The following is a 21,583-nucleotide window of genomic DNA, read 5'->3' as shown; positions in this document are numbered from 1 at the left end:
AATTTCGGAACTGCGTCGCCACTCCGGTTGATATGACGGACCTCACTATCGGCAGAGTTCGACACGAGTGATGAGGGCATCGATGCAGGATTTGTTCGACAACAACGACATGACCGGCCTGGCCGAAGCGATCAAGAGCGGCGACGTCTCCGCCAAGGAAGTCCTCGAGTTCAGTCTGGACAGGCTCGACGAGCGCAACCCGGCAGTCAACGCGGTGATCAGTGAGCGCCGAGAGGAAGCGCGCAACGAGGTATCAGGCGGCCTGCCGGATGGTCCACTGCAGGGCGTCCCGTTCGTGATCAAAGACCTCGGCATGGACGTCGCAGGATTGCCGAGCACCAATGGATCTCGATTGTTCGCCGACGCTGTGGCAGAAAAAGATTCGACGCTCGTCGAGCGCTACCGCCAGGCTGGTCTGGTTGTCATCGGCAAGACGAACACCCCGGAGTTCGGCAAGAACGCGAGTACCGAACCTGCGCTGTTCGGACCCACCCGTAACCCTTACGCCCTTGATCGTTCGCCCGGCGGATCTTCGGGTGGCACGGCTGTAGCTGTTGCCGTCGGGATCGTGCCAGGCGGGCATGCCAGCGACGGTGGTGGATCGATCCGTATTCCCGCATCGGCCTGCGGCCTGGTAGGCCTCAAGCCGAGCCGAGGACGTACTCCGACGGCACCGGCGCGCACGCTCTTCTCGTCGCCGATGAGTGTTCATCACGCGCTCACCCGAAGTGTCCGCGACACTGCGCTGCTTCTCGATCTGTCCGCCGGGCCGACAGTGGGCGATCCTTACGTGATCCTGGCGCCGAAGCGGCCGTACATCGAGGAAGTGGGTGCCGATCCCGGACGGTTGCGGATCGGTCTGAGTAACGCTCTTCCTGACGGCACACCGGTGGACCCGGAGTGCTCGGCCGTCGCGACCGGTGTTGCCGGCCTGCTCGAAGAACTCGGTCACGATGTCACCGAGAGTGCCCCGAACTTTCCGCTCGATGCGCTCACTGCCGGGCTTTCGGTGTTGATGGGCATTCCGATGACGATCGAGGTCGACGAACGACTCGACGCCCTGAACCGCGCGATCCGCGACGACGACCTCGAGCCGATGGCGCGGATGATCTACGACCGCGCGAAGTCCGAAAGTGCGACGAACGTTGTCAAGGCATTGCAGGAACTCGAGCGGGCCGCCCAGGTGATCGGTGCGTTCTTTGTCGATCACGACCTGTTGCTGACTCCGACGATGGCTCGGCCGGCAGCTCCGCTCGGTCTGCTCGATACGGCGAATCCTATGTCGATCTGGGAGCATTCGGCCGGGTACAGCGGCTTGACCAGTCCGTTCAACAGTTCAGGTCAGCCGGCGATTTCCTTGCCGATGGGTCATGACTCGGCCGGCGTTCCGATCGGCGTGCAGTTGGTCGGCGCGTTCGGCCGTGAAGATCTGCTGATTCAGGTTGCGTCGCAGCTCGAAACAGCCCGTCCGTGGTCCATTGCGCCGGTGTGGCCGCCGGTCCCGGCGTAGCGCGCGGTCGTCCGAGCCGGGGAGGACGTCAGGCGATGATGCGAATCGGCCACTGGCCGTTCACATCTGCCACGTCCCTCCCTTGGCTGAGAAGGTACTCGGCGAAATCGCGTTGCCGCTCGGCGTGCCAATCGGCTTGATCGACCATGAGATCGAGCCCCAGGATGTCGGGGAACCGCACGGCCAACTCGCGGGCCAACGCTGCCGCAGCTTTGGCATCGGCCTCGGCTTCGTGCGCCGACTCCAATGAAATTCCGTAGTGCTCGCACACGGCCGCAAGCGTTCGCTTGCCCTTGCGGAACGTATCCATCGCCCGATCGATCACGTACGGATCGATCACCAACCCCGGAACGAATGCAGGCTTGCCGATGCGCAGACCCTCGGCATGCATGACCGTCAGATCATAGGAGGCATTGAACGCCACGACGGCGTGATCGCGCGCCCAGGAATTGTGCAGAGCCTCGCGAATCTCTTCGTAGCCCTCGGAATAATCCTGGCCGTGTTGCGCCGCGAACTCGGTGCTGATGCCGTGAACAGCCGAGGCGCCGGCGGGGATGTCGACGCCGGGATCGAGTAGCCACGTGCGTGTTTCGACACTCGAACCGTCAATCACCGCGACGCAGGCACTGACGATACGAGCGGTCGACGGATCCCGCCCCGTGGTCTCGAGGTCGAACGCGCAGATCGGGCGATCGGACCAGCTACTCATCGGGGGCCTTTCGGTGCAGAACGTCATGTCCGAATCACTATGCACCCCCCTACCGACACAAACGACGAACAGCCACCTCCGGGGTGACGGTGGAGGTGGCTGCTGCGTGACTGTGTGACGGACCTACAGAATCTCGGTTCCGACCGTGAAGCGATCCATGACGTCTTCGCGCGGAGTCACACCGAAGCCCGGTCCCTGCGGCACGGCGATGTGGCCGTCCTCGATGACAAAAGGTTCGGTGATGTCTTCCTTGTAGAAGCGATCGGACGCCGAGATGTCGCCGGGCAGCGTGAATCCGTCCAGCGCCGCGAGGGCTGCGTTGGCGGCGCGGCCGATTCCGGTCTCGAGCATTCCGCCGCACCACACCGCAATACCGTGCGCCGAGGCGAGATCGTGGATGCGCTTGGCTTCCAGATATCCACCTACGCGGCTCGGCTTGATGTTGATGACCGAAGCGGCGCCGAGCGTGATGGCATCCGCCGCATCCTTGGCCGACTCGACCGACTCGTCGAGGCAGATCGGAGTCGAGAGGGACTGGGCAAGCTTGGCGTGCTGCACCAAATCGTCCTCGGCCAGCGGCTGTTCGATGAGGAGCAGTGCGAATTCGTCCAGGCGGCGCAGCAACTGCGCGTCGACGAGGGTGTACGCGGCATTCGCGTCGACCTGCAGAGGAACGTCGTAGCCGAACTCCTTGCGCACCGCAGCCACGGGAGCGATGTCCCAGCCCGGCTTGATCTTCAGTTTGATTCGCACGTAACCCTGCGACAGATAATTACCGACGGTTTCGAGTAGCTGCGGAATGCTGTCCTGGATGCCGACGGACACTCCCGAGGGCACCCGAGTGCGAGTGGCACCGAGGTACCGAGCGAAAGACTGTCCACGAGCGCGCAATTCAGCATCGAGGATTGCCATTTCGATAGCCGACTTCGACATCTGGTGACCCACGACGTGGTGAAGTACGCTGCCGACCGTCTCGGCCGAGAGCGGCTGATCCGACTGCGACTTACGCAGCGTCGGAACGAGATACTCGCGAAGCATCGCCCGCGCACCAGCGGTGTATTCGGAGTTGTAGTACGGATCGCTGAGCGAGCCGCACTCGCCCCAGCCGACGGTCTCCACCGGACCGTTGGGGCCGTCGGTGGTGCCGCTCACTTTCAGGACGAGGGTGTTGCGCTCGAGCTGGGTGCTGAATGACGTGGTGAAGGGGGAGACGAGAGGGATGCGCAGTTCGCGCAATTCGACGGACTCAATGTGCATGGACTTGCTCTTCTCCGGTTGTCTCGCAGATTTTCGTGAACATGTAATAGCCGCTGGGGTCGAAGCCGGTCGATTGCCATTCCTTCGAGGCGATCAGTGGTTCGAGGTACTCGCGAAGCGCGTGTCGCCAGGCAAAGGCAGAGGCGCGGTCGACTGTTCTCAGATGCTCGATGTCTCTGGGTATTCCGACTGCGATATCGACGCAGTCGGGTGGGATCGGGAGCATTCGAGGCGTACCGTCTTCGGTGGGTTGAAGCACCTTGAATGTATCATTCACGGCCACAGTAGAACTCGGAGACCCATCGACGTCGAGGTCCCAACTGACGAGCATACGATCGCTGGCGTCGCCTGCGTTGATTCCGTCTGCCATCGACCCGTAGAAATCCGGGTTGTATTCGGCCGGTTCGGCTCCGAGACGCTGAATGTTGAAATAGGCATTTCGTGCGACCAGTGGATCGAAGGTCCACCGGATCGTCCTGACGCCGCGCTCGATGCACCAGTCTCGCTGATGATGCTTGAGGGCGCGGCCGATTCCCTTGCCTGCGTGTCCCGGTAGTACTCCGGCGATGTGTGAGTGCAGAACCTCGCCGAGAGGCTCGACGAAGAATCCGACGCAACCACCGATCATTTCGCCTTCGGAAAAGGCTCCCACCACGTAGTGACCACCGTGGTGAAGCGCAACCAACATCGCAGTGCCGAAATGAGCCGGTCCGGGACTGGTAGCCCAGATCTCGTCGAAAACGGCGGATAGATCGGCTATTTCGCGGGTATCGACCAGTTCTCGAAACTCAACCGCTTTGCTTTTCGACACGAGGGCCCCCTTCAGACGTGATCGAACGAATAAGGCCCGCAACCAACGCCGTTCTCGGAGCGATTGCGGACACGAGCGCATGCTCGGTCTCGGCGTGTGCACCGCCGCCGACGCCACCGAGGCCGTCGAGGGTGGGGATGCCGATGCCGGCAGTGAAGTTTCCGTCCGAGGCTCCGCCGACGGCGAGGCCGACGGGAGGAGTCAGATCATGCTCGAGCGCAACGCGTTCCGCCAACGCCAGCAACGGTGCGGACATCGTCGCTTCGAGAGGGGGACGGTTGACGCCACCCGAGACCGTGACTACGGCTGCGGGGTGGATTGCCTGCAGGGCTCGGATATTCGCATCGACGCGCTCCTGCTCGGCAGCGCTGGTCGCGCGCACGTCCACGTCGACGAAGGCTTCTGCCGGAACGGTGTTGGTTGTGGTTCCGGCTGAAATGACAGTCGGGGTGACGGTGGTTGCCTGCGCCGGCGAGGACAAGTCGTTGATCGCGATCACGAGACGAGCCAGTTCTACTGCAGCGTTGATGCCTTTTTCCGGCTCCAGCCCGGCGTGGGCGGCGCGACCGGCAACATGGATCCGATACAGCGACACTCCCTTGCGGACAGTCTTCAGTTCGCCACCGTCACCGCCGGCCTCGAGAACCAGTACCGCGCCTGCCGCAAGTTCCTCGATGAGGGACCGCGACGTGGGTGAACCGATTTCTTCGTCACCGGTCACGAGGAGTGTGATTCCGTCGAGTGCATCGTCGCCGTGCAGCTCCCGGACGATAGCGAGGGCGTGGATTGCCTGAACGACACCAAGTTTCATGTCGAGTCCGCCCGGACCTCGGAGCGCTCCGTCGGTGACGGCTGCGGGCAGGCGTGTCAGGGTGCCGATCGGCCACACGGTGTCATGATGACCGAGCAGCATCAGCCGCGTCGGTGAGCTGCCGAAACGGGTCACCAGATGGGTACGGCCTTCCGTCACTATCGACTCCGGTGTCACGCCGAGTCGTTCGTGGACAAGGTCTGACGTCCACTTCGCGCTGCGGGCAACAGCTTCGAGATCGTGTGACGGCGACTCGACTTCGATGAGCGCGATGGCGTCCTCGAGGATCTGAGGAAGTTGGCGCTCGGCCAGATCGCGGAGAATGGTCATCGGTTGTTCACTCGCGGATACGCGCGGCTTCCGACGTGTAGCAATTGTGTACTCCCGTTGTCGGAGAAAGTGATCCGGATCCAACCCGCTGATTGAGGTAGTTGGGTCGCGAATACTCCAGGGTGAACTTCGATCAGGCTGAGAGAGACGGACTCTGCGCTTTCGGCGGTGACCGAAGGGTCGATGTGATCGGTGCGGCGGGCGGTCAGGGAACCGCCGGTCCTTTCCAAGACGAAATCGGCTGCGGCATCGCGGTACAGGCCGCACAGCGCATCGAGTTCTTCAGGTGAGGACGTGACGCGGGTGTGGGGGTCACCAGGCGAGAATGCCGGTGTCACACTGACGCCGCCTATGGAACCGATTACTTCAGCCAGAAGATCGCCGGAGAGAGCGTCCATTGCTCCACCGTTGGCCATCAGGACCACGGCTAGACCGCACGACGGCACCACTCGCAAGAACGACTGCTGGCCGAGAGTTCCGCCATTGTGGCCATGAGCCAGTACCCCGCCCCAATTATGCAGCAGCCACGTGGTTCCCATGATGTCCGCTGACGACACGTCACCGATCTGGCGGCGCTCCTCGAGCATCGCCAGATGGGTGGACCGCTGAAGCAGAATCGGATCCTCGCGCATCGAATCCTGCGCGAACAGAAGAAGGTCCTCGGCGGTGCTGTTGATGAGACCGGCGGGGCCCATCGAGCGAGGGATGAGGAATTGTGGTGTCTGCTCGAGGTCGTCGGCAGCGCCGACGTGCCCGACTGCAGCGCGGTGCAGTGCCGTCTCCTCAGGCAGGGTCGTGGTTTTGGTCAGGCCGAGCGGTTCGATGATCCGCTCGCGCAGAACCGCGTCCCAACTCTTACCTCGGAGAACCTCGATGATTCGTCCGGCGATCACGAAGCCGGTGTTGCAGTACGACCAATCGGTGCCGGGGGCGAAGAGCTGCACCGTTGATTTCAGTGATGCGACGTATCGCTCGACGCAGTCGTCGCCGCGCCCGCCGTCGATGAAAACGTCACCGTCGATGCCACTGGTGTGAGTCAACAGGTGGCGAGTCGTGACCGTTTCGGTGGCTACCGCGTCGGCAACTGCGAAGTCCGGCAGGATGTTCCGGACAGGTGAGTCGAGATCCAGCAATCCTTCTTCGACGAGCTGCATGATCAGGGTGGCCGTCCAGACCTTGCTGATCGAACCCATCTGGAACAGCGTGTCGGGCGTAGCCGCGACGCCGGTGCGGGTACTGACGACACCGGACGTGACCACGGTGCGGGAGAATCCGCTGCGGGTTGTGGTCAGAATTCCCAGTGAGGCGCCGGGCACCCCGTACTTCGCACTCAGGGTGTCGAGTCGGTACTGCCAGTAGTCGGGATCGACCGTGGTCAGTGCGGGCTTGGGGGAGAGGTGCCGTTCGATCCAGTCGACGAGACGAGTGCTGTACTCCAGTCGGTGGGACGGCCGACCCGTCAACACGAAGGCATGTGACGCGTCCGGGAAAACCACCAACTCGGTCGGGGTGCCGGCCAAACGCAGTCCACCGAACCACTGTTCGGCCTGGTTGACCGGGCAACGGACGTCGCTGCCGCCGTGAAGGATCAGCGTCGGTGTCGTCACCTGGGAGACTCGCCCCAGCGGCGAAAGTTCCCGTACCCGAGATGACTGCGGGTCGAATTCGACCGTCTGCAGCAAGATGCCCTCGTCCGAGGGGCCGGCTGTGTTCGCGATGTCGCAAACGAGACCACCGGCGACTGCGACGGCAAACCGATCGGTGACGGACGTCAGGGCGCACGTCATGAATCCGCCGTAGCTGTAGCCCGTGAGTACCAGTTGCTTCGGATCGGCCATCCCCTCGGCGACAAGGGTTTCGACCGGTTCGAGCAGGTCGGCACGATCTGCCTCACCCCAGCCGTCCCGCACACCGTCGAAGAAGTCGTTTCCGTAGCCGTCACTTCCGCGCGGATTGATCATCAAGACCGTGAATCCCAGCGCGACCAGTTCCGCGTGGTATGCGTGCATCACGGTCGGCGTTCCGGTCCAGGCATTGTGTGGTCCGCCGTGGACGTCCAGAACCAGCGGACCGGCGCCCGTGACGTTCGGGTCGCGCAGGATCCAACCCTGAACACGGGTGCCGTCGCTGATGTCGAACCAACGCTCGGAGGCGACTGGAAACGCGACGGAAGTTGTCAGTTCCGTGTTCAATTCGGTGACGGTTTCGACTGCACGAGTCTCGAGGTCGATGACGGCGACCTCGCCGAAGGATGTCGCCGTTGCCAGCGCGACGACGGCTCGCCCGGACGTCAGGGCAAGGCCTGAGACCACTGTCCGCTCGCCGGTGAGAAGTGGTGAGACGGAGCCTGATCCGAAATCGACCTTGTGCAGTTCGGTGGAGCCGTGGTTGCGGATGCAGAAGACGATGTCGCCGTCGGCGGTGAAACTCGGTGCGCCACCGGGATAACCGGTCCCGCCCGGCATGACGTTTCGGTCGAGTCCGGACGTCAGGCTGCGGTCTTCCACTCGCTGGTCGCGGTGCAGGACAAGAAGTTCGTTGTTGTGAATGATCGGTGTGTGCCAACCGACGGCTACGACCGCGTCGCCGGCAGGTGTCCATGCAAGTGGTCCTGCGATGCCGCGTGCGTGCCCCAACATCCGCGGAGCGGAGGCGAGATCAGTCAGCGATACGGTCCAGGCGGAACTCGCCCGCGTCAGATCGGCGTCGCCGTCCATCGCCGCGGTGAAAGCCAGTTCGGTGCCGTCGGGACTGTACGCGGGATGCGAAGCGTCCCAATCGCCGTCCGTCAGCTGCCGTAGTGAGCCGGCGGCCAGATCGAACTCGAACAGGTGCGCCCGAACGCTGCCCCGGACACCGGATCCGTCGACCTTGTAGTTGAGGCGCTTCGCCACCAAGAGGCATGACGATCCGGCGGCAGTGCGGTCGACGGGGGCGCTGAAGGCGATCCGAGCGCCGTCGGGAGAGAACACCGGTGCCCCCGCGCCGAGCGGGAGCTGCGCCGTGGTGGTCAGCTGTGTTGCCGGGCCCCCGGTGGCGTCGACCTTCCACAGTTGTGGTGTGCCCGAGGAATCCGGCCGAACGAAGACCAACAGCGTCGAAACGGGATGCCAAGCCGGCGAGGTGTCGGCAGGTCCCGCGGTGAGCTGTAGTTGCGGGGAAGCCAACCAGATCGAGTGCTCGTTGGTATCCGCAGCCGGATTCGCTTCGGTACGTACGTATGCAATGCGTCCCGACGCCGATACGGCGATGTCGGTCGGTGTAACCACCGACGCGTAATCCTGGATTCTCGCCGAACGACGTTCTTCGGCACGGGCTACGGCAGCGGGGGAGTCGAGAGTGGTCGGCGTTGTCATTGGAACATCGGCTCCCCGAATGTCGGGATCGCGGACAACAGCTTTGCCGTGTACGGCTCCTTGGGCGAATCGATCACGTCGAGAACCGGCCCGTGCTCGACGATCTCGCCGCCGAGCATGACTGCGACGTGGTCACAGACGTAGCGGATCACCGCCAGGTTGTGACTGACGAACAGAACCGTCAGACCAAGCTGCTTCTGCAGATCCACCAACAGATTCAGAACCGCGCCCTGCACGGACACGTCCAGAGCGGAGGTGATTTCGTCGGCAAGCAGAACTGCCGGTGCGGCTGCCAAAGCCCGCGCGAGGGCAACGCGTTGGCGCTGACCACCCGACAACGACGATGGGTATTCGTGCGCCTTCTCCACCGGCAGTTGGACGGTGGTGAGGAGTCGAGCGACCTCGGCGGCGCGGTCGCCGCGGCTGCGCCGAGCTTTGTCACGACGCTCGGTGGACCGCAGCGCCTCGGCGAGTGACTGGCCGATGGTCATTCGCGGGTCGAGGCACGAGTACGGATCTTGGAAGACCATCTGGATCCGGTGGCGCAGACGAGCCGTCGCGCCGCGGGCGTGAGCGACGTCCACACCGTCGAGAAGGATCTGGCCGGAACTGGGCTCGGCCAGGCCGACAGTTGCTCGCGCCAGTGTCGACTTTCCGGAACCCGATTCACCGACGAGACCGACCACCGATCCGGAGGGGATGTCGAGATTGATGTTCTTGACGGCGTGGAATTTTTTCGAACCGCTACCGAGGTGGACGTTGACGTCACGGAATTCGAGTCTGCTCATCGGATCTCCTCTGCAACAGCCAACAGTTCTTCCAACTCGATGTCGGCGGTGCTCTCCTCGGCGTCGAGGCTCTCCACCTGCCAGGCTTCGTCGACGGTGGCAAGCGGCTTGTCGCGATCGGTGCTCATGGTGGGGACCGCGGCGATCAGCGCGCGGGTGTACGGATGCTTTGCACGGCCGGCAATCAGATCGTCGACTGCGATGTCTTCGACGATTTCGCCGGCAAACATGACGAGGACACGGGTGCACATGCCGGTGATGACGGCCATGTCGTGCGAGATGAGAAGGATTGCGGCGCCGGTTTCTTCGCGAACCTCGTGGAGCAGCCCGAGGACCTCACGCTGAACGGTCACGTCGAGCGCAGTGGTGGGTTCGTCCGCGATGATCAGAGCGGGCTTACCCATCAGACCCATGGCGATCATCGCGCGCTGACGCATACCGCCGGAGAACTCGTGGGGGTACTGCTTCGCACGCCTGGGCGCGTCGGGGATCTTGACGGCGTTCAGTCGCTCGACTGCCGCCTTCTTCGCGTCGGCCTTGCTCATACCTTCGTGGAGCCAACCGATCTCGGCGACCTGGTATCCGACCTTGAGAGACGGATTCATGGACGACATCGGATCCTGGAACACCATCGCCATACGTGTGCCGAGTTGGCGGGCAACCTTGCGCGAAGCCGCGTCGTCCGGCCGCTTGCCGTCCTTCATCAGCACGGTGCCGTCGAACTCGATGAGCCCGGCGTCGACCACGGTGGGGTGGTCGGTCAGCTGCGCGATTGCCATGCAACTCAGTGACTTTCCGGACCCGGATTCACCGACGATGCCCACGGTTTCGCCGCGGTGAACTGTAAAACTGATGTTGTCGACGGGGCGACGCCAGTCGTCACCCGCGGGGACTGCGACGGACATGTTGCGGACGGTCAGTACCGCGTCTTCGTCGGTGGGCGCCGAATCGGCCTGGGCAGTTTTCCGGTTGATCGGCTTCCACTTCGGCAGGCGACTGCTGATCGGGCTGCGAACTCCCGCGCCGCGAGCAATGGCCTCGCCGAGCAGCGTGAAGGTCAAGCCGGCGAGCACGACGGCGATGCCGGGGGCGAGTGCGGTGGCCGGGTTGACGAAGATCTTCGACAGACCTTCGTTGAGCATCCGGCCCCAGTCGAATGCAGGCGGCTGAATGCCCAAGCCGAGGAACGAGAGTCCGGCGAAGACCACGAGGCCGCTGCCGACAGCGATGCTGGCATTGACGATGAGTGGTTCACGGATATTGGGGAGAATGTGGCGGAACAGCAGCCCCGGCTTGGTAACCCCGAGGATGCGTGCTGCGTCGATGAAGTCGCGTCCGTTGACCGACGAAGCCAGTGCGTACGTCAACCTCGCGAACGGCGAGGCCAGGGCGAGACCGATGGCGATCACCGCGCTGCCAGCACCCTGTCCGAGAACGACCAACAGGAAGATCGCGAGGAGCAGTCCGGGGAATGCGATGGCGAAGTTGAGGAATGCCACGACCATTCGTCCGACCCAGCGGGGAGCGAGCGTCGGGAGCGTACCGAGTATCAGGCCAATTGTGACACCGAGTGCGACGGCTCCGAGAGCCATGAGCACCGACAGTCTCGCGGCGGTCATCGTGCGGGCGAAGACGTCACGCCCGCCGGCGTCGGTGCCGAAGATGTGCTCGGAACTCGGTCCCTGAGAGAGTGCCTTCGGGTTGGCTGCGACAGCGGCGTCACCCCAGATCATCGGTCCGAAGATGACGAGGGCGATCAGAGCGGTCAGGAAGGTGAGGGCCAGGATTCCCAATGGGGTGCGGAACGTTCCGACGATCCAGTGTCGTCGCGGGGGCGTCTTGGGGGCCGCAGTGGGGGCCGTAGGTGAGGTGCTCAACTCAGTTCTCCCGAATTGTGGATCGTGGGTCGATGAGAGCGAGCACCACGTCGACGATGAAATTGATGAGAAGGACGATGGCGCCGTAGATCACGACCAGTGTCTGGGCGAGCGGGTAGTCCTTCTCGGTGATGGACTTGACCAGCGCCATGCCCATGCCGGGCCAGGCGAAGATGCTCTCGATGAGCACGGTGCCGGCAATCAGACCACCCAGGAGGAGTCCGGCGAGCGTCAGCGTCGACGTCATGAGGTTGGGCATTGCATGACGGAAGTAGATTCGTGCCACGGGCATTCGCTTGGCGCGCGCCGTACGGATGTAGTCCATGTCCAACACGCCGAGCGCCTCTGCACGGACGATGCGCGACATCGAGGCGATGGCACCGATCGACATGGCCGCGACCGGGAGGATGTAGCTTTCCGGTCCACCTCGGCCGGCGACGGGCAGAACAGGGAACGTGACGGCAAAGAGGTAGACCAGCGCCGTACCGAACATGAACTCGGGGATCACGGCGATGGTGCCCGACGTTGCGGTGTAACCGATCTCGACTCCGCGTCGTCGACCGTTGCGGGTCAGTGCAGCGAAGATGAGGCCGATCGGAATGCCCACTAGCAGCACCGTGACGACTGTGAGTACAGCCAGTTCGAGTGTTGCCGGTAGGCGGGACGCGATCACCTCGAAGACCGGAGTCCTCAAGGTGATCGAGTCACCGGGATTCCCGCTCAGCAACCCGCCGACGAATCGGAAGTACTGCTGCCACAAGGGAAGGTCGTAACCGAGCTGAGACCTCGTTGTCTCGACCAGTTCGACCGGTGCGTTCATTCCCAGTGCCAACCGAACCGGGTCTCCCGGAATCAGTTGGAGCATCAGGAACGCCGCAGTCACCAGCGCCCAGAGTGAAATCACGAAGGTGCCGAAACGACGCAGAAGATATGCGGGCCAGCTGTCGGACTCGAGCCACTTTGCTCGAGCCTGAGGCGCCGCTTCTGGTTTCGCGGCTTCAATAGTTTGACTCATGGGCTGTCTTTCCGGAGGGCGGGATGCTGGGGCGGGAAGATATTTCAGAGTGGGCGGACGGCCTACTGGTAGAGACGCAGCGCAGAACCGTTGAGCGACTTGCCGAATGAGAGTCCGGCCTTGTTGAAGTACACGTTCATGACGGAGTCTGCGAAGGGCACGGCCGCGATCGTCTTGGTGAGCTCCGACTCGGCGTCGGCCCAGGCGTCACAAGCGTCGCTACCGGTCAGACCGGAAGCCTTGGTGGCTGCTGCTTCGTAGGCGGGGTTGCTGACCGATCCGAAGTTCTTGCCTGCTGCGGGAACCGGCCCGGCAAAGTACGCAGTGAAGGTGCTGGGCAGCGAGGAGTTGACCTGGACCCAGGCGATGTCCCAGGCAGAGTTGTCCTTGCCGCTCAGAATGACGTCGATGATCTTGTTCGAGTCGCCCCCGGTCACCTCGACGTTTGCGCCGAGTTCGGACCACGCCGACTGAGCAAGTTCGGCCGCCGCGTTGCGCGGATCGTCGGTGCCGTCGTACACGAGACGGAGATTGAGCGGCTTGCCATCCTTGCTTCGCTTGCCGTCAGCGCCGGCGGTCCAACCAGCGCCGTCCAGTGTTGCCTTGGCGGCAGTGAGGTCGAAGTCCGGAATGTTGCCTGCGACAGAGTCGTAAACGCAGGCGCGCGGTTCGACGGCGACGAGGCTGGTTGCCCGGACCCCGTGTCCGGCGGTGATGACCTGAGTGAGGTCGTCGAGATCGACCGCTTGGATCAGGGCCTTGCGCACTGCGGGATCGCTGGTGGGATTACTCGCGATCTGGTTGAAGTACATCTGGCCTGCCGGCAGTGGCCGACCGACGGAGTCCAGATTGGCTGCCGCGACGCGGTCCTTGTCCGGACCGGCGATCGGAGCTGCGTTGAGTTCACCCGAGAGCAGCTGATTTGCGGCGGTGCTCACGTTCGGCGACATGGCGGCGACGACCGTCTTGGGGACGCCCGGGGTGTCGGAGGTCGTGCCGTCGGGGCCCCAGTTGTAGCCCTCGCGACGCTGGAACGTGTAGTGGTCGTTGGCGGCAACTTCGGTGACTTCGAACATGCCGGTGCCGAGCGACTTCTTGTTCGACGCTGTCGGATCTTTCAATCCGGCCTCGCACAGGATCGGCAGGCGACCGACGTTGAGAAGAAGGAACGGGCTCGGCGCCGGAGTGGTCACCGTGACAGTGCGCGTTGCAGGATCGGCAGTCGCAGTGGCGCCGGTCGGCACGGAGGACCCGCGCAACTGTGAACCGTTGTCCGGGTTGGCCACGAAGTTGATGTTGTCCGCGACGGTCTGCGGTGTCAGCGTCGATCCGTCGGTACAGGTCACCCCGTCACGGATGGTGAAGGACGCCGAGGTCGGGGTCTCCTCCCACTTCTCCGCCAACCACGGTCCGACTTCACTGGTATCGGGATCCTGGTAGATCAGGTAGTCGTACGCCAAACGCGACAACTCGGCGGTCGCCGAGGCGGCCGACATGATCGGGTTGAGAGCACCCGGATCGGCCTGCAGGGCGAAACGGAAGGTCCCGTCGGTGGCCGGTTCACCGCCACTGGCGCCCGAGGACGTGCCTCCCGAGCCACAAGCAGACAACACAAGCGTGAGCCCTGCGGCTGCCGCAAGTGTTGGATAGAAGCGGTGTTTCATGGTGCCTCCGTGATGGAGCAGGGGCCCGAGCGAAAAACGTGAGGGCGCGGTTGAGTGTTGACTGCTAAATCTTGGCGCATGACGTGACGCGCATCTCTGTCGATCCTCACGAAAATCGGGTCGATTTTCGTCCGCTCCCACGAAAACCGTCAGGATCAGTGAATACCTGTCCGTATACCGACAGCGACCGGCGAAACACGACGATTTCCCCGGTCGCTACCGGCGGTCTACTGGTACAGGCGCAGGGCCGAACCGATGAAATTGCGGCCGAATGCAAGACCCGCATTGTTGAAGTAGAGAGTCGTGATCTTGTCGGCAAAAGGTACCGCCGAGTTTGCTTTGATGATCTCGGACTCAGCGTCTGCCCAAGCGGCACAAGCGTCCTCGCCCGTCAGCCCGGAAGCCTTGGTGACGGCTGCGTCGTAGGCCGGGTTGGAGATCGACGCAAAGTTCATTCCCGCAGCGGGCACCGGACCGGAGAGGAAGGGGACCAGCATGCTGGGCAGCGCGACGTTGATCGGCTCCCACGCGACATCCCACGCCGTGTTGTCCTTGCCGCTGAGTGCGACATCGAGAATCTTGTTCGAGTCTCCACTGGTGAGTTCAACGGTGGCGCCCAGGTCGTTCCACGCGTTGACTGCGACGTCGGCGGCAGCATCGGTCGCGTCGCCGAACGTCTCGTAGACCATCCGAATTCGGAGCGGTGTGCCGTCCTTGCTGCGTTTACCGTCCGCGCCGACCTTCCAGCCCGCAGACTCGAGAGTTGCTGCGGCCGCACTGGTATCGAAGTCCGGTAGGTTTCCGGCGACAGAGTCGTAGATGCAGGCCCGCGGTTCGATGGACACCATCGTGGTCGATCGGGTTCCGCGGCCGGCGGTGAAGATCTCGGCGAGGTCGTCGAGATTGAGAGCCTGGACCAGCGCCTTGCGTACGGCAGGATCGCTCGTCGGATTGCCGGGACTGTGGTTGAAGAACATCTCGCCCGCTGGAGCAGGCTGCTTGACGGTATCCAAGTTCGCGGCGTTCATGCGGTCCTGATCGGGGCCGGAGACGGCAGCGGCATTCAGATCACCGGACAACACCTGGTTGGCCGCTGTGCTGTTGTTCGTGATGATGGATGCGACGACATTCTTGGGTACACCGGCAGTGTCGGAGGTAGTGCCGTCCGGTCCCCAGTTGTATCCGTCGCGCCGAACGTAGGAGTAATGATCGTTGGCGACTGCCTCGGTCATCTGGAACATGCCCGACCCGAAGGTCGTCTTGTTTGCCGCCGTCGGATCCTTCAACCCGGCCTCGCACATGATCGGTATTCGCGCCAGGTTGAGAAGCAGGAACGGAGAGGGTTCCGGAGTTGTGACCGTTACGGTCCGGGTCGCCGGGTCGGCGGTGGCAGTTGCAGTTGCCGGTGCGTACACCCCGCGGAGAGCGGATTTGTTTGCTGCGTTGGTGATGAAATTGACGTTGTCGGCGACGGTCTGGGCAGTCAGAGCGGATCCGTCGTTACAGGTGACGCCGTCGCGAATGGTGAAGGACGCGGAAGTGGTTGTCTCTTCCCATTTCTCGGCGAGCCACGGCTTGGTTACGCCGGTATCGGGATCCGGATGGAGCAGATAGTCGTAGCTCAGACGCGCCAGTTGGTGCGCCGGCGAAGCGGCGGTCATCAGCGGATTCAGAGCGCCGGGGTCGGCCACGAGAGCCAATTTGAAGGTGCCGTCCGTGACGGGTTCACCCCCACCCGAACCCGATGAGCCACCCGTTGAGCACGCGGTCAGGGCAAGAACGGTGCCAGTTGCCGCAGCCAGTAGTGCGTAGGACCGTTGTTTCATGGTGCCTCCGGAAGGTGTGGTCCCGCCCGAGTGACGCGAGGTCTGTCGGGTCAGGAGCAAAAGACGATTGCTTGAATCTTCACCCAACAAAAGAACGAGAACATCGTCCGGATTTACGAATGTTTCGTGAGACTTGGTAGATCGCTACAACATTGTCGGATGGAAGAGACGAAGCTGGAGCATCAGGCTGAATCGAGTTTCCGGATCATCGAGATCGATGCCGGCAATCCCGGCAAGCTTCTTGAGGCGGTACCGGAACGTGTTGACGTGGATGTGAACCAAGGACGCAGCAGCCGGAATGTCGCCGAACGTGTCGAGCCAGGCGCGGAGCGTGTCGACAAGGTTGATGTCGTGACTGCGGTCGTACTCACGCAGTACCGCGAGCGGACCCGATGCGGTCTCGTTCTCGTCCGCCAGGGCGTCGGAGAGGCGCAGAAGTAGGGAATTGATCTGCACGTCGTCGGCGCGCGCGACGGTCCGGCCCGAAGAATTCCACGTCGACCTCAGAACGCGAAGCGCTCGGTCGGCTTCGTCGCGTGACTTCTCCAGCGTCATCACGTCGGCCACTGTCGCACCGATTCCGATGACCACCGACTTTTCCGAACGGGAACGGTCTGCAAACTCCGACGCGATCCGACGCACGTAGTCGTCGTCGGTCTGGTGCCGGGTGTGTGGGATTACGGCGTAGACGGTGCCGCCGATCGCTGCCGCCACCGACAGCGGAAATACTTGGTCGAGATAGGTATTGAGTGTCAGGGCCAGTTGATCGACGTCGGCTTCGGCCTCCAACGATGCACCGGCGCCGCTACGGAAGCCGGCCGCAAGCACGTTTGCTTTCGAACGGCCGTAGCCCAGTCGCTCGGCCGCTTCCTTCGCTGAAGTGCCGCCACTCAGTAACGTGATCACCTCGCCCAACCTCAGTCGTCGTGCCGAATCCGCGGCCAGTTTGGCGCGAAGCAAACTCATGGCGGCCACGCCCGCAGCCTCGACGAGCGTTTTGACCTGTAATTCGTTCGGCTCCTCGTCCAAGATCACCCAGATCGAACCGAGGATCTGCGATGCCGCATGTATTCGCATGCCGACGCGGGGCCTGATGCCCGGCCCGATACCCGGTAGAAATACCGGCAGGGTAGAGCCGTAGATCTTGTTGAAATACCCCATTGACCTGAGCCGATCGGAATAGTGCTGCGGCACTTGATGTCCGAGGACACTCTGCTTACGTGCCTCGTCGCCGAAGGCTTGATCCGCCGAGAACGCGAGGATCCGGCTCGACTGATTCTCGATGGTGACCGGGCCGTTCAATACCTGAGCGATCGAGTTGGCAAGATCGAACAGGTCGGCGTCGGCGGCCGACGTGCGGTCCCCGTTGTTGCCGGATTCGAGGATCTCGTTGATCAACGACGCGCTTTGCAGCCAGCTTGCATCCTTGACCATTCCGAGGAGTGCGACGTCGGTGTCGGCCACCGCTTTCTCGACGAGGCCGTCGAAGTCCAGGGGCTCTTTGACGATCAGCGCTACCGCACCTGCCGAGCCGTATTCTCTTACCGCCGTTGCGATATCGGCCGAACCTGCGAGACCTGCGCCGAGTACGACGGCGCCCGCACTGTCCTGGGTAGCTTCGGACCCTTCGTGCAGGGTCACGCGGCTGACAGTGCGGGCGCCGTCGACGGTGTCGCCACCGCTGAGGAACGTCATTCCCAGTCTGTCGACGATGTCGACGATCGATACTCCCGTAGGTGTGGTCACCACCACACCTTAGGGGGAGCGGGGTCGATCAGTTGTCTGGTTGCCCTGCTCAGTTGCTGGGCTGCTCCGCCACGGCCTTCTCGACGAACCGGCGGGTCTGATCGAACGCCGCGGGCACCTGGACGGAATCGGTCATGTCACTGATCTCGGACCACCGTTCGGCGACGACCTCGGGGGAGAGTGCGCCTTCGGGGATGTAGACGCCCTGCGACTCTTCCATGCGAGCGATCGCGAAGACGCCGGCGCCGGCGCTGAGGATGGTCTTCGTCGGTGCGTCATCGGAGACCATGAACAGTGCGCCGGGTGAAATCGATTCGGGTGCAAGCAGAGCGAGAGTCTTCTCGTCGAGGAGGTCTTCGGTCATGCGGGTCGCGGCGGTCGGGGCCAGCGAGTTGACGCGGATGCCCTTGCGTTCGCCCTCGATGGCGAGAACGTTCATGAGGCCGACGACGCCGGACTTCGCGGCGCCGTAGTTCGCCTGGCCGAAGTTGCCGTAAATTCCCGATGCCGACGTAGTCATGAGGATGCGTCCGTAGTTCTGTTCGACCATGTGCGGCCAGACTGCCTTGGAACAGATGACGGAACCCATCAGATGCACGTCGATGACTTTGCGGAAGTCGTCGAGCTCGGCCTTGATGAACGACTTGTCGCGCAGGATTCCGGCGTTGTTGATCAGGATGTCCACGCGGCCCCACTTGTCCACGGCCGTCGCGACCATGGCGGCAACGGCGTCGACGTCGGTGATGTCGCAGTGGTCCGCGATGGCCTCGCCGCCCAGCTCGACGATTTCCGCCACTACCTTGGCTGCTGCGGTATCAGCGCCGCCACTGCCGTTGACCGAGCCACCCATGTCGTTGACGACGACGCGTGCGCCGCGTGCGGCGAGGGCCAATGCGTGTGAACGGCCGAGTCCGCCGCCTGCGCCCGTGATGATCGCTACCTTGCCGGAAAAATCCAACGACATTGGAAAACCTCTCTGATCTGGGATACTACTCAGTATTACTATGCGATGGCGTGGAAACAGTCAAGGGCCGGCAGGCAGTGTGAATGGGAGTGGAAGTCGAATGAGTAGTGATCTTCCGGACGTGCGATCCGCGATCATCACCAGCGCCGCCGACGCCTTTGCCGAAGACGGTTACGCAGCCACGACTGTAGATTTACTGGCCGATCGAATCGGCGCCACCAAAGGTCTTGTCTACTACCACTTTCGTTCCAAGTTCGACATCTACCTGGCAATCTACGAGCGCGGGATGAGCCTGCTCCGCGCTGAGGTCGAGTCTCGGATGGGCGGGGCAGAAAGCGGCCTCGCGCGTCTCGAAGCGATGTCGCACGCCCACCTGGTCAATCTCATGACACATCTCGGGTACCACCACACGATCCACCAAGGCGTCCGGGGCCAGATGAACTCCGCGCTCAAACCGAGACAACAGCAAGTCCTCGTGGAACTGAATTCGCTGCGACTCGATTACGAGAATCTGTTCGTCGACGTGATGACCGAAGGTGTCGCGGATGGTTCCATTCGTGCGGGCTCACCTCGAATGGCGGCAAAAGTCCTCCTCAGCAGTCTCAACGGCATCGACCTCTGGTACCGAAGGCGTGAAGGGCAGACGTTGGCGGAGACGGAGTCGTTGGCGGACCAGATCGTCGAACTGTTGATCGGCGGATTGCGCGCTGCGAACTGACTGAAAGCTGCATTCGTCGAGCGGGTTTCCTCCGACCGGTTCGTGCTGTCCTGCGGCTTGTCGTTCGGTTTGTCGTGCTCTGACAGTCGGGGTAGCATGTTGGCGTCGTGCGCGGACTTGCGTAGGAATTCAGGGAAGAGGAGGTGTGGCTGTAGTGCGTGGCCAACCTCCGAGTACCAACTGAAGCTGTAGCCGCCCGGGTTGATCCGGTATTTTGCTGCAGCTTCATCGTGTGTTCATCGGCTTCGGCTTTGCTGTGAAGCAAGCGTCGTCGTTCACTCTTCCCTCGAAAGCTGTTCAGCATGCGCGAATTTCGTCGTTCACGTTCGGTACTGCCACGTCGTTCCGCGGGGCTCGGTGACTCACATCCCGGACACTCGCGTGCCGCACGCACCGTCGTCAAGGCGGCCCCGCCCGAGGCGGTGGCGCCCGTCGAATCGACCGTCGTCAACAGCGGCGTGTACCGCGACGGCGAGCGGATAGCGTCACCGTCCACGCTGGCGGAAGCACTGTCATGCCTTCCGGATTCGCAGTCGATGGCGTGGATCGGCATGTACCGGCCCGACGACGCCCAGTTGTATGCCGCTGCACAACATTTCGACCTCCACGAACTGGCGGTCGAGGATGCGATCGTCGCGCACCAGCGCCCCAAGCTCGAGCGCTACGGCAAGACACTGTTCGTGGTGCTGCGTGCTGCGCGGTACCGCGACGAGACCGAGCGGGTCGAATTCGGCGAGTTGCACATCTTCTGTGGTCCGAACTTCATTCTGACCGTCCGTCACAGTGAATCGCCGGATCTGTCGGCGGTGCGGACTCGCATGGAGAACGATCCTGACCTGTTGCGGTTGGGTACCGAGGCCGTTCTCTATGCCATTCTCGACGCAGTCGTCGACGGGTACGCCCCGGTGGTGGCCGGACTGCAGAACGACATCGACGAGATCGAAACCGAAGTATTCAGTGGCGATCCCGGAGTTTCGCGTCGCATCTACGAACTGACCCGTGAGGTGATCGAATTCCAGCGGGCGACGCGTCCGCTGCTGGGAATGCTGCGTGGGTTGTCGGCAGGGTTCGACAAGTACCACACGGACGAGGAACTCCAGCGATACCTGCGCGACGTCACCGACCATGCGACGACTGTGGTGGAGCGGGCCGACGGCTTTCGTCAGTTGCTCGGAAACATCCTCACGGTGAACGCAACTCTGGTGTCGCAGAACCAGAACGAGGAGATGCGCAATCTGACGCAGGCAAGCTACGCGCAGAACGAGGAGATCAAGAAGGTCTCGGCGTGGGCGGCAATTCTCTTCGCGCCGACGCTCATCGGAACCGTGTACGGGATGAACTTCGACGACATGCCGGAACTGCACTGGCACTTGGGCTATCCGTTTGCGCTCTCGATGATGTTCCTGACCTGTGGAAGTCTCTACACGATCTTCAAGCGTCGGGGCTGGCTGTAGAAAGCGCCGGCTGTAGAAAGCGCTGTGGGCCTTGCCAACCGAGATCGGTTGGCAAGGCGCACAGGTGTTTTTCGGGAGGGCGCTCGAATCAGAGCGTTGCGACGCAGACCGTGAACTTACGTTCCGGGTGCTCGAATCCCGAGTCTGCCCCCGAACCGCATTCGTCGATCGACGTGGAGTTCTGCAGGATTTCGACGACCTCGACGACGTTGGTGCCGCTGGTATCCGAGCATTCGATGCGGGCGGGCTCATCCATTCCGCTGCCGAGGTCCATGCATCCGCCGACTACCCAGTCGACGTCGAGACAGACAGCGCCCTGCTCGTCACCCGCGAGGGTCTCGTAGTAGTACGAGTCGACGTCGGAGGCACACAGATCAGAGGTGGGAACCTTGGCGACCACCTTGTAGTTCGAATCCTTGCTACCGCAGTCCGCGTTGTCGATTTCTGCGGCCGTCGTGGTGCCTCCGAGCTTGACGCAATCACCGATCGACACGTCGATGTCGACGTCGCCGCCGTCGTCCGAGCCCTCCTGGCCGGTGATCTTCGAGGTGGTCGGGGCCGCGGAGGTAGTGGTCGAATCGGCAACCGAGGAAGATGATTCCGCAATGGCTTTCGGCTCGATGTCGGAACCGCAACCGACGGTGAAGGCGGCGATTGCAGAAGTTGCGATCACCGCAGTGCAAAGTCGCCGGACGATTCCGGACATAAGGACCCCTTTGTTGATTCTTGGATAATTCTGTTGGTTCG

16 protein-coding genes are annotated in these 21,583 nt (G+C 62.7%); 3 read left to right on the top strand and 13 right to left on the bottom strand.

All coding sequences use genetic code 11. The annotated features are described in order from the left end of the window. Positions 1 to 82 precede the first annotated feature (82 nt). Positions 83 to 1,510, top strand: coding sequence for an amidase (locus tag AC1Q61_RS00365; RefSeq protein ID WP_003940167.1), 1,428 nt, complete (start codon positions 83 to 85; stop codon positions 1,508 to 1,510). Positions 1,511 to 1,538: 28 nt separating this feature from the next. Here AC1Q61_RS00365 and AC1Q61_RS00360 read toward each other — a convergent pair whose 3' ends face one another. From AC1Q61_RS00360 to AC1Q61_RS00305, 12 genes are all read right to left on the bottom strand, one after another. After that, positions 1,539 to 2,219, bottom strand: coding sequence for a 3'-5' exonuclease (locus AC1Q61_RS00360; protein ID WP_003940028.1), 681 nt, complete (start codon positions 2,217 to 2,219; stop codon positions 1,539 to 1,541). A 123-nt stretch (positions 2,220 to 2,342) separates the two neighbouring features. Beyond that, complete coding sequence (gene menC / locus AC1Q61_RS00355; protein ID WP_030535169.1) at positions 2,343 to 3,476, bottom strand: o-succinylbenzoate synthase; 1,134 nt, start codon at positions 3,474 to 3,476, stop codon at positions 2,343 to 2,345. Beyond that, positions 3,466 to 4,287: a GNAT family N-acetyltransferase gene (locus AC1Q61_RS00350; protein ID WP_007731362.1), complete on the bottom strand. Its 822-nt coding sequence runs from the start codon at positions 4,285 to 4,287 to the stop codon at positions 3,466 to 3,468. Before AC1Q61_RS00350 ends, menC begins: the two co-directional genes overlap by 11 nt. Continuing rightward, on the bottom strand, positions 4,265 to 5,428 hold the full coding sequence (locus AC1Q61_RS00345; protein ID WP_042925004.1) for a M20/M25/M40 family metallo-hydrolase: 1,164 nt from the start codon (positions 5,426 to 5,428) through the stop codon (positions 4,265 to 4,267). The genes AC1Q61_RS00350 and AC1Q61_RS00345 overlap by 23 nt, the downstream gene beginning before the upstream one ends. Continuing rightward, on the bottom strand, positions 5,425 to 8,784 hold the full coding sequence (locus tag AC1Q61_RS00340; protein WP_042925001.1) for a serine hydrolase: 3,360 nt from the start codon (positions 8,782 to 8,784) through the stop codon (positions 5,425 to 5,427). Before AC1Q61_RS00340 ends, AC1Q61_RS00345 begins: the two co-directional genes overlap by 4 nt. After that, positions 8,781 to 9,572, bottom strand: a complete 792-nt coding sequence (locus AC1Q61_RS00335; protein WP_003940215.1) for an ABC transporter ATP-binding protein — start codon at positions 9,570 to 9,572, stop codon at positions 8,781 to 8,783. Before AC1Q61_RS00335 ends, AC1Q61_RS00340 begins: the two co-directional genes overlap by 4 nt. Continuing rightward, the gene (locus AC1Q61_RS00330) at positions 9,569 to 11,449 is read right to left on the bottom strand and encodes a dipeptide/oligopeptide/nickel ABC transporter permease/ATP-binding protein (protein WP_225320135.1); all 1,881 of its coding nucleotides are present in this window, start codon (positions 11,447 to 11,449) and stop codon (positions 9,569 to 9,571) included. The genes AC1Q61_RS00335 and AC1Q61_RS00330 overlap by 4 nt, the downstream gene beginning before the upstream one ends. Position 11,450: 1 nt before the next feature. Further along, positions 11,451 to 12,464, bottom strand: coding sequence for an ABC transporter permease (locus tag AC1Q61_RS00325; protein ID WP_003940249.1), 1,014 nt, complete (start codon positions 12,462 to 12,464; stop codon positions 11,451 to 11,453). Positions 12,465 to 12,526: 62 nt separating this feature from the next. Beyond that, a complete protein-coding gene (locus AC1Q61_RS00320) occupies positions 12,527 to 14,128 on the bottom strand; it encodes an ABC transporter substrate-binding protein (protein WP_030535172.1) in 1,602 nt (533 codons plus the stop codon). Positions 14,129 to 14,355: 227 nt separating this feature from the next. Continuing rightward, positions 14,356 to 15,954 carry an ABC transporter substrate-binding protein gene (locus tag AC1Q61_RS00315; protein WP_007731371.1) on the bottom strand — a complete coding sequence of 533 codons (1,599 nt, stop codon included), beginning with the start codon at positions 15,952 to 15,954 and terminating at the stop codon, positions 14,356 to 14,358. Positions 15,955 to 16,098: 144 nt separating this feature from the next. Next, positions 16,099 to 17,700, bottom strand: coding sequence for a PucR family transcriptional regulator (locus tag AC1Q61_RS00310; protein ID WP_007731373.1), 1,602 nt, complete (start codon positions 17,698 to 17,700; stop codon positions 16,099 to 16,101). 49 nt (positions 17,701 to 17,749) lie between these two features. Then, complete coding sequence (locus AC1Q61_RS00305) at positions 17,750 to 18,664, bottom strand: SDR family NAD(P)-dependent oxidoreductase (protein ID WP_007731375.1); 915 nt, start codon at positions 18,662 to 18,664, stop codon at positions 17,750 to 17,752. Between the two features lie 100 nt (positions 18,665 to 18,764). Between AC1Q61_RS00305 and AC1Q61_RS00300 the strand changes: the two genes are divergently transcribed. Beyond that, on the top strand, positions 18,765 to 19,382 hold the full coding sequence (locus tag AC1Q61_RS00300) for a TetR family transcriptional regulator (protein WP_007731377.1): 618 nt from the start codon (positions 18,765 to 18,767) through the stop codon (positions 19,380 to 19,382). Positions 19,383 to 19,684: 302 nt separating this feature from the next. Continuing rightward, on the top strand, positions 19,685 to 20,836 hold the full coding sequence (locus tag AC1Q61_RS00295; protein WP_007731382.1) for a magnesium and cobalt transport protein CorA: 1,152 nt from the start codon (positions 19,685 to 19,687) through the stop codon (positions 20,834 to 20,836). A gap of 88 nt (positions 20,837 to 20,924) precedes the next feature. On the opposite strand, the gene lppU is transcribed toward AC1Q61_RS00295, so the two are convergent. Then, positions 20,925 to 21,542 (bottom strand): LppU family putative lipoprotein, encoded by a 618-nt coding sequence (gene lppU / locus AC1Q61_RS00290; RefSeq protein WP_007731384.1) that lies wholly within the window; start codon positions 21,540 to 21,542, stop codon positions 20,925 to 20,927. Positions 21,543 to 21,583 lie beyond the last annotated feature (41 nt).

The sequence above is a fragment of the Rhodococcus sp. MPR-R1B genome (assembly GCF_058793255.1).
The sequence above is the reverse complement of the archived record's forward strand: the minus strand, read 5'-3'. Positions and strand labels throughout refer to the sequence as shown.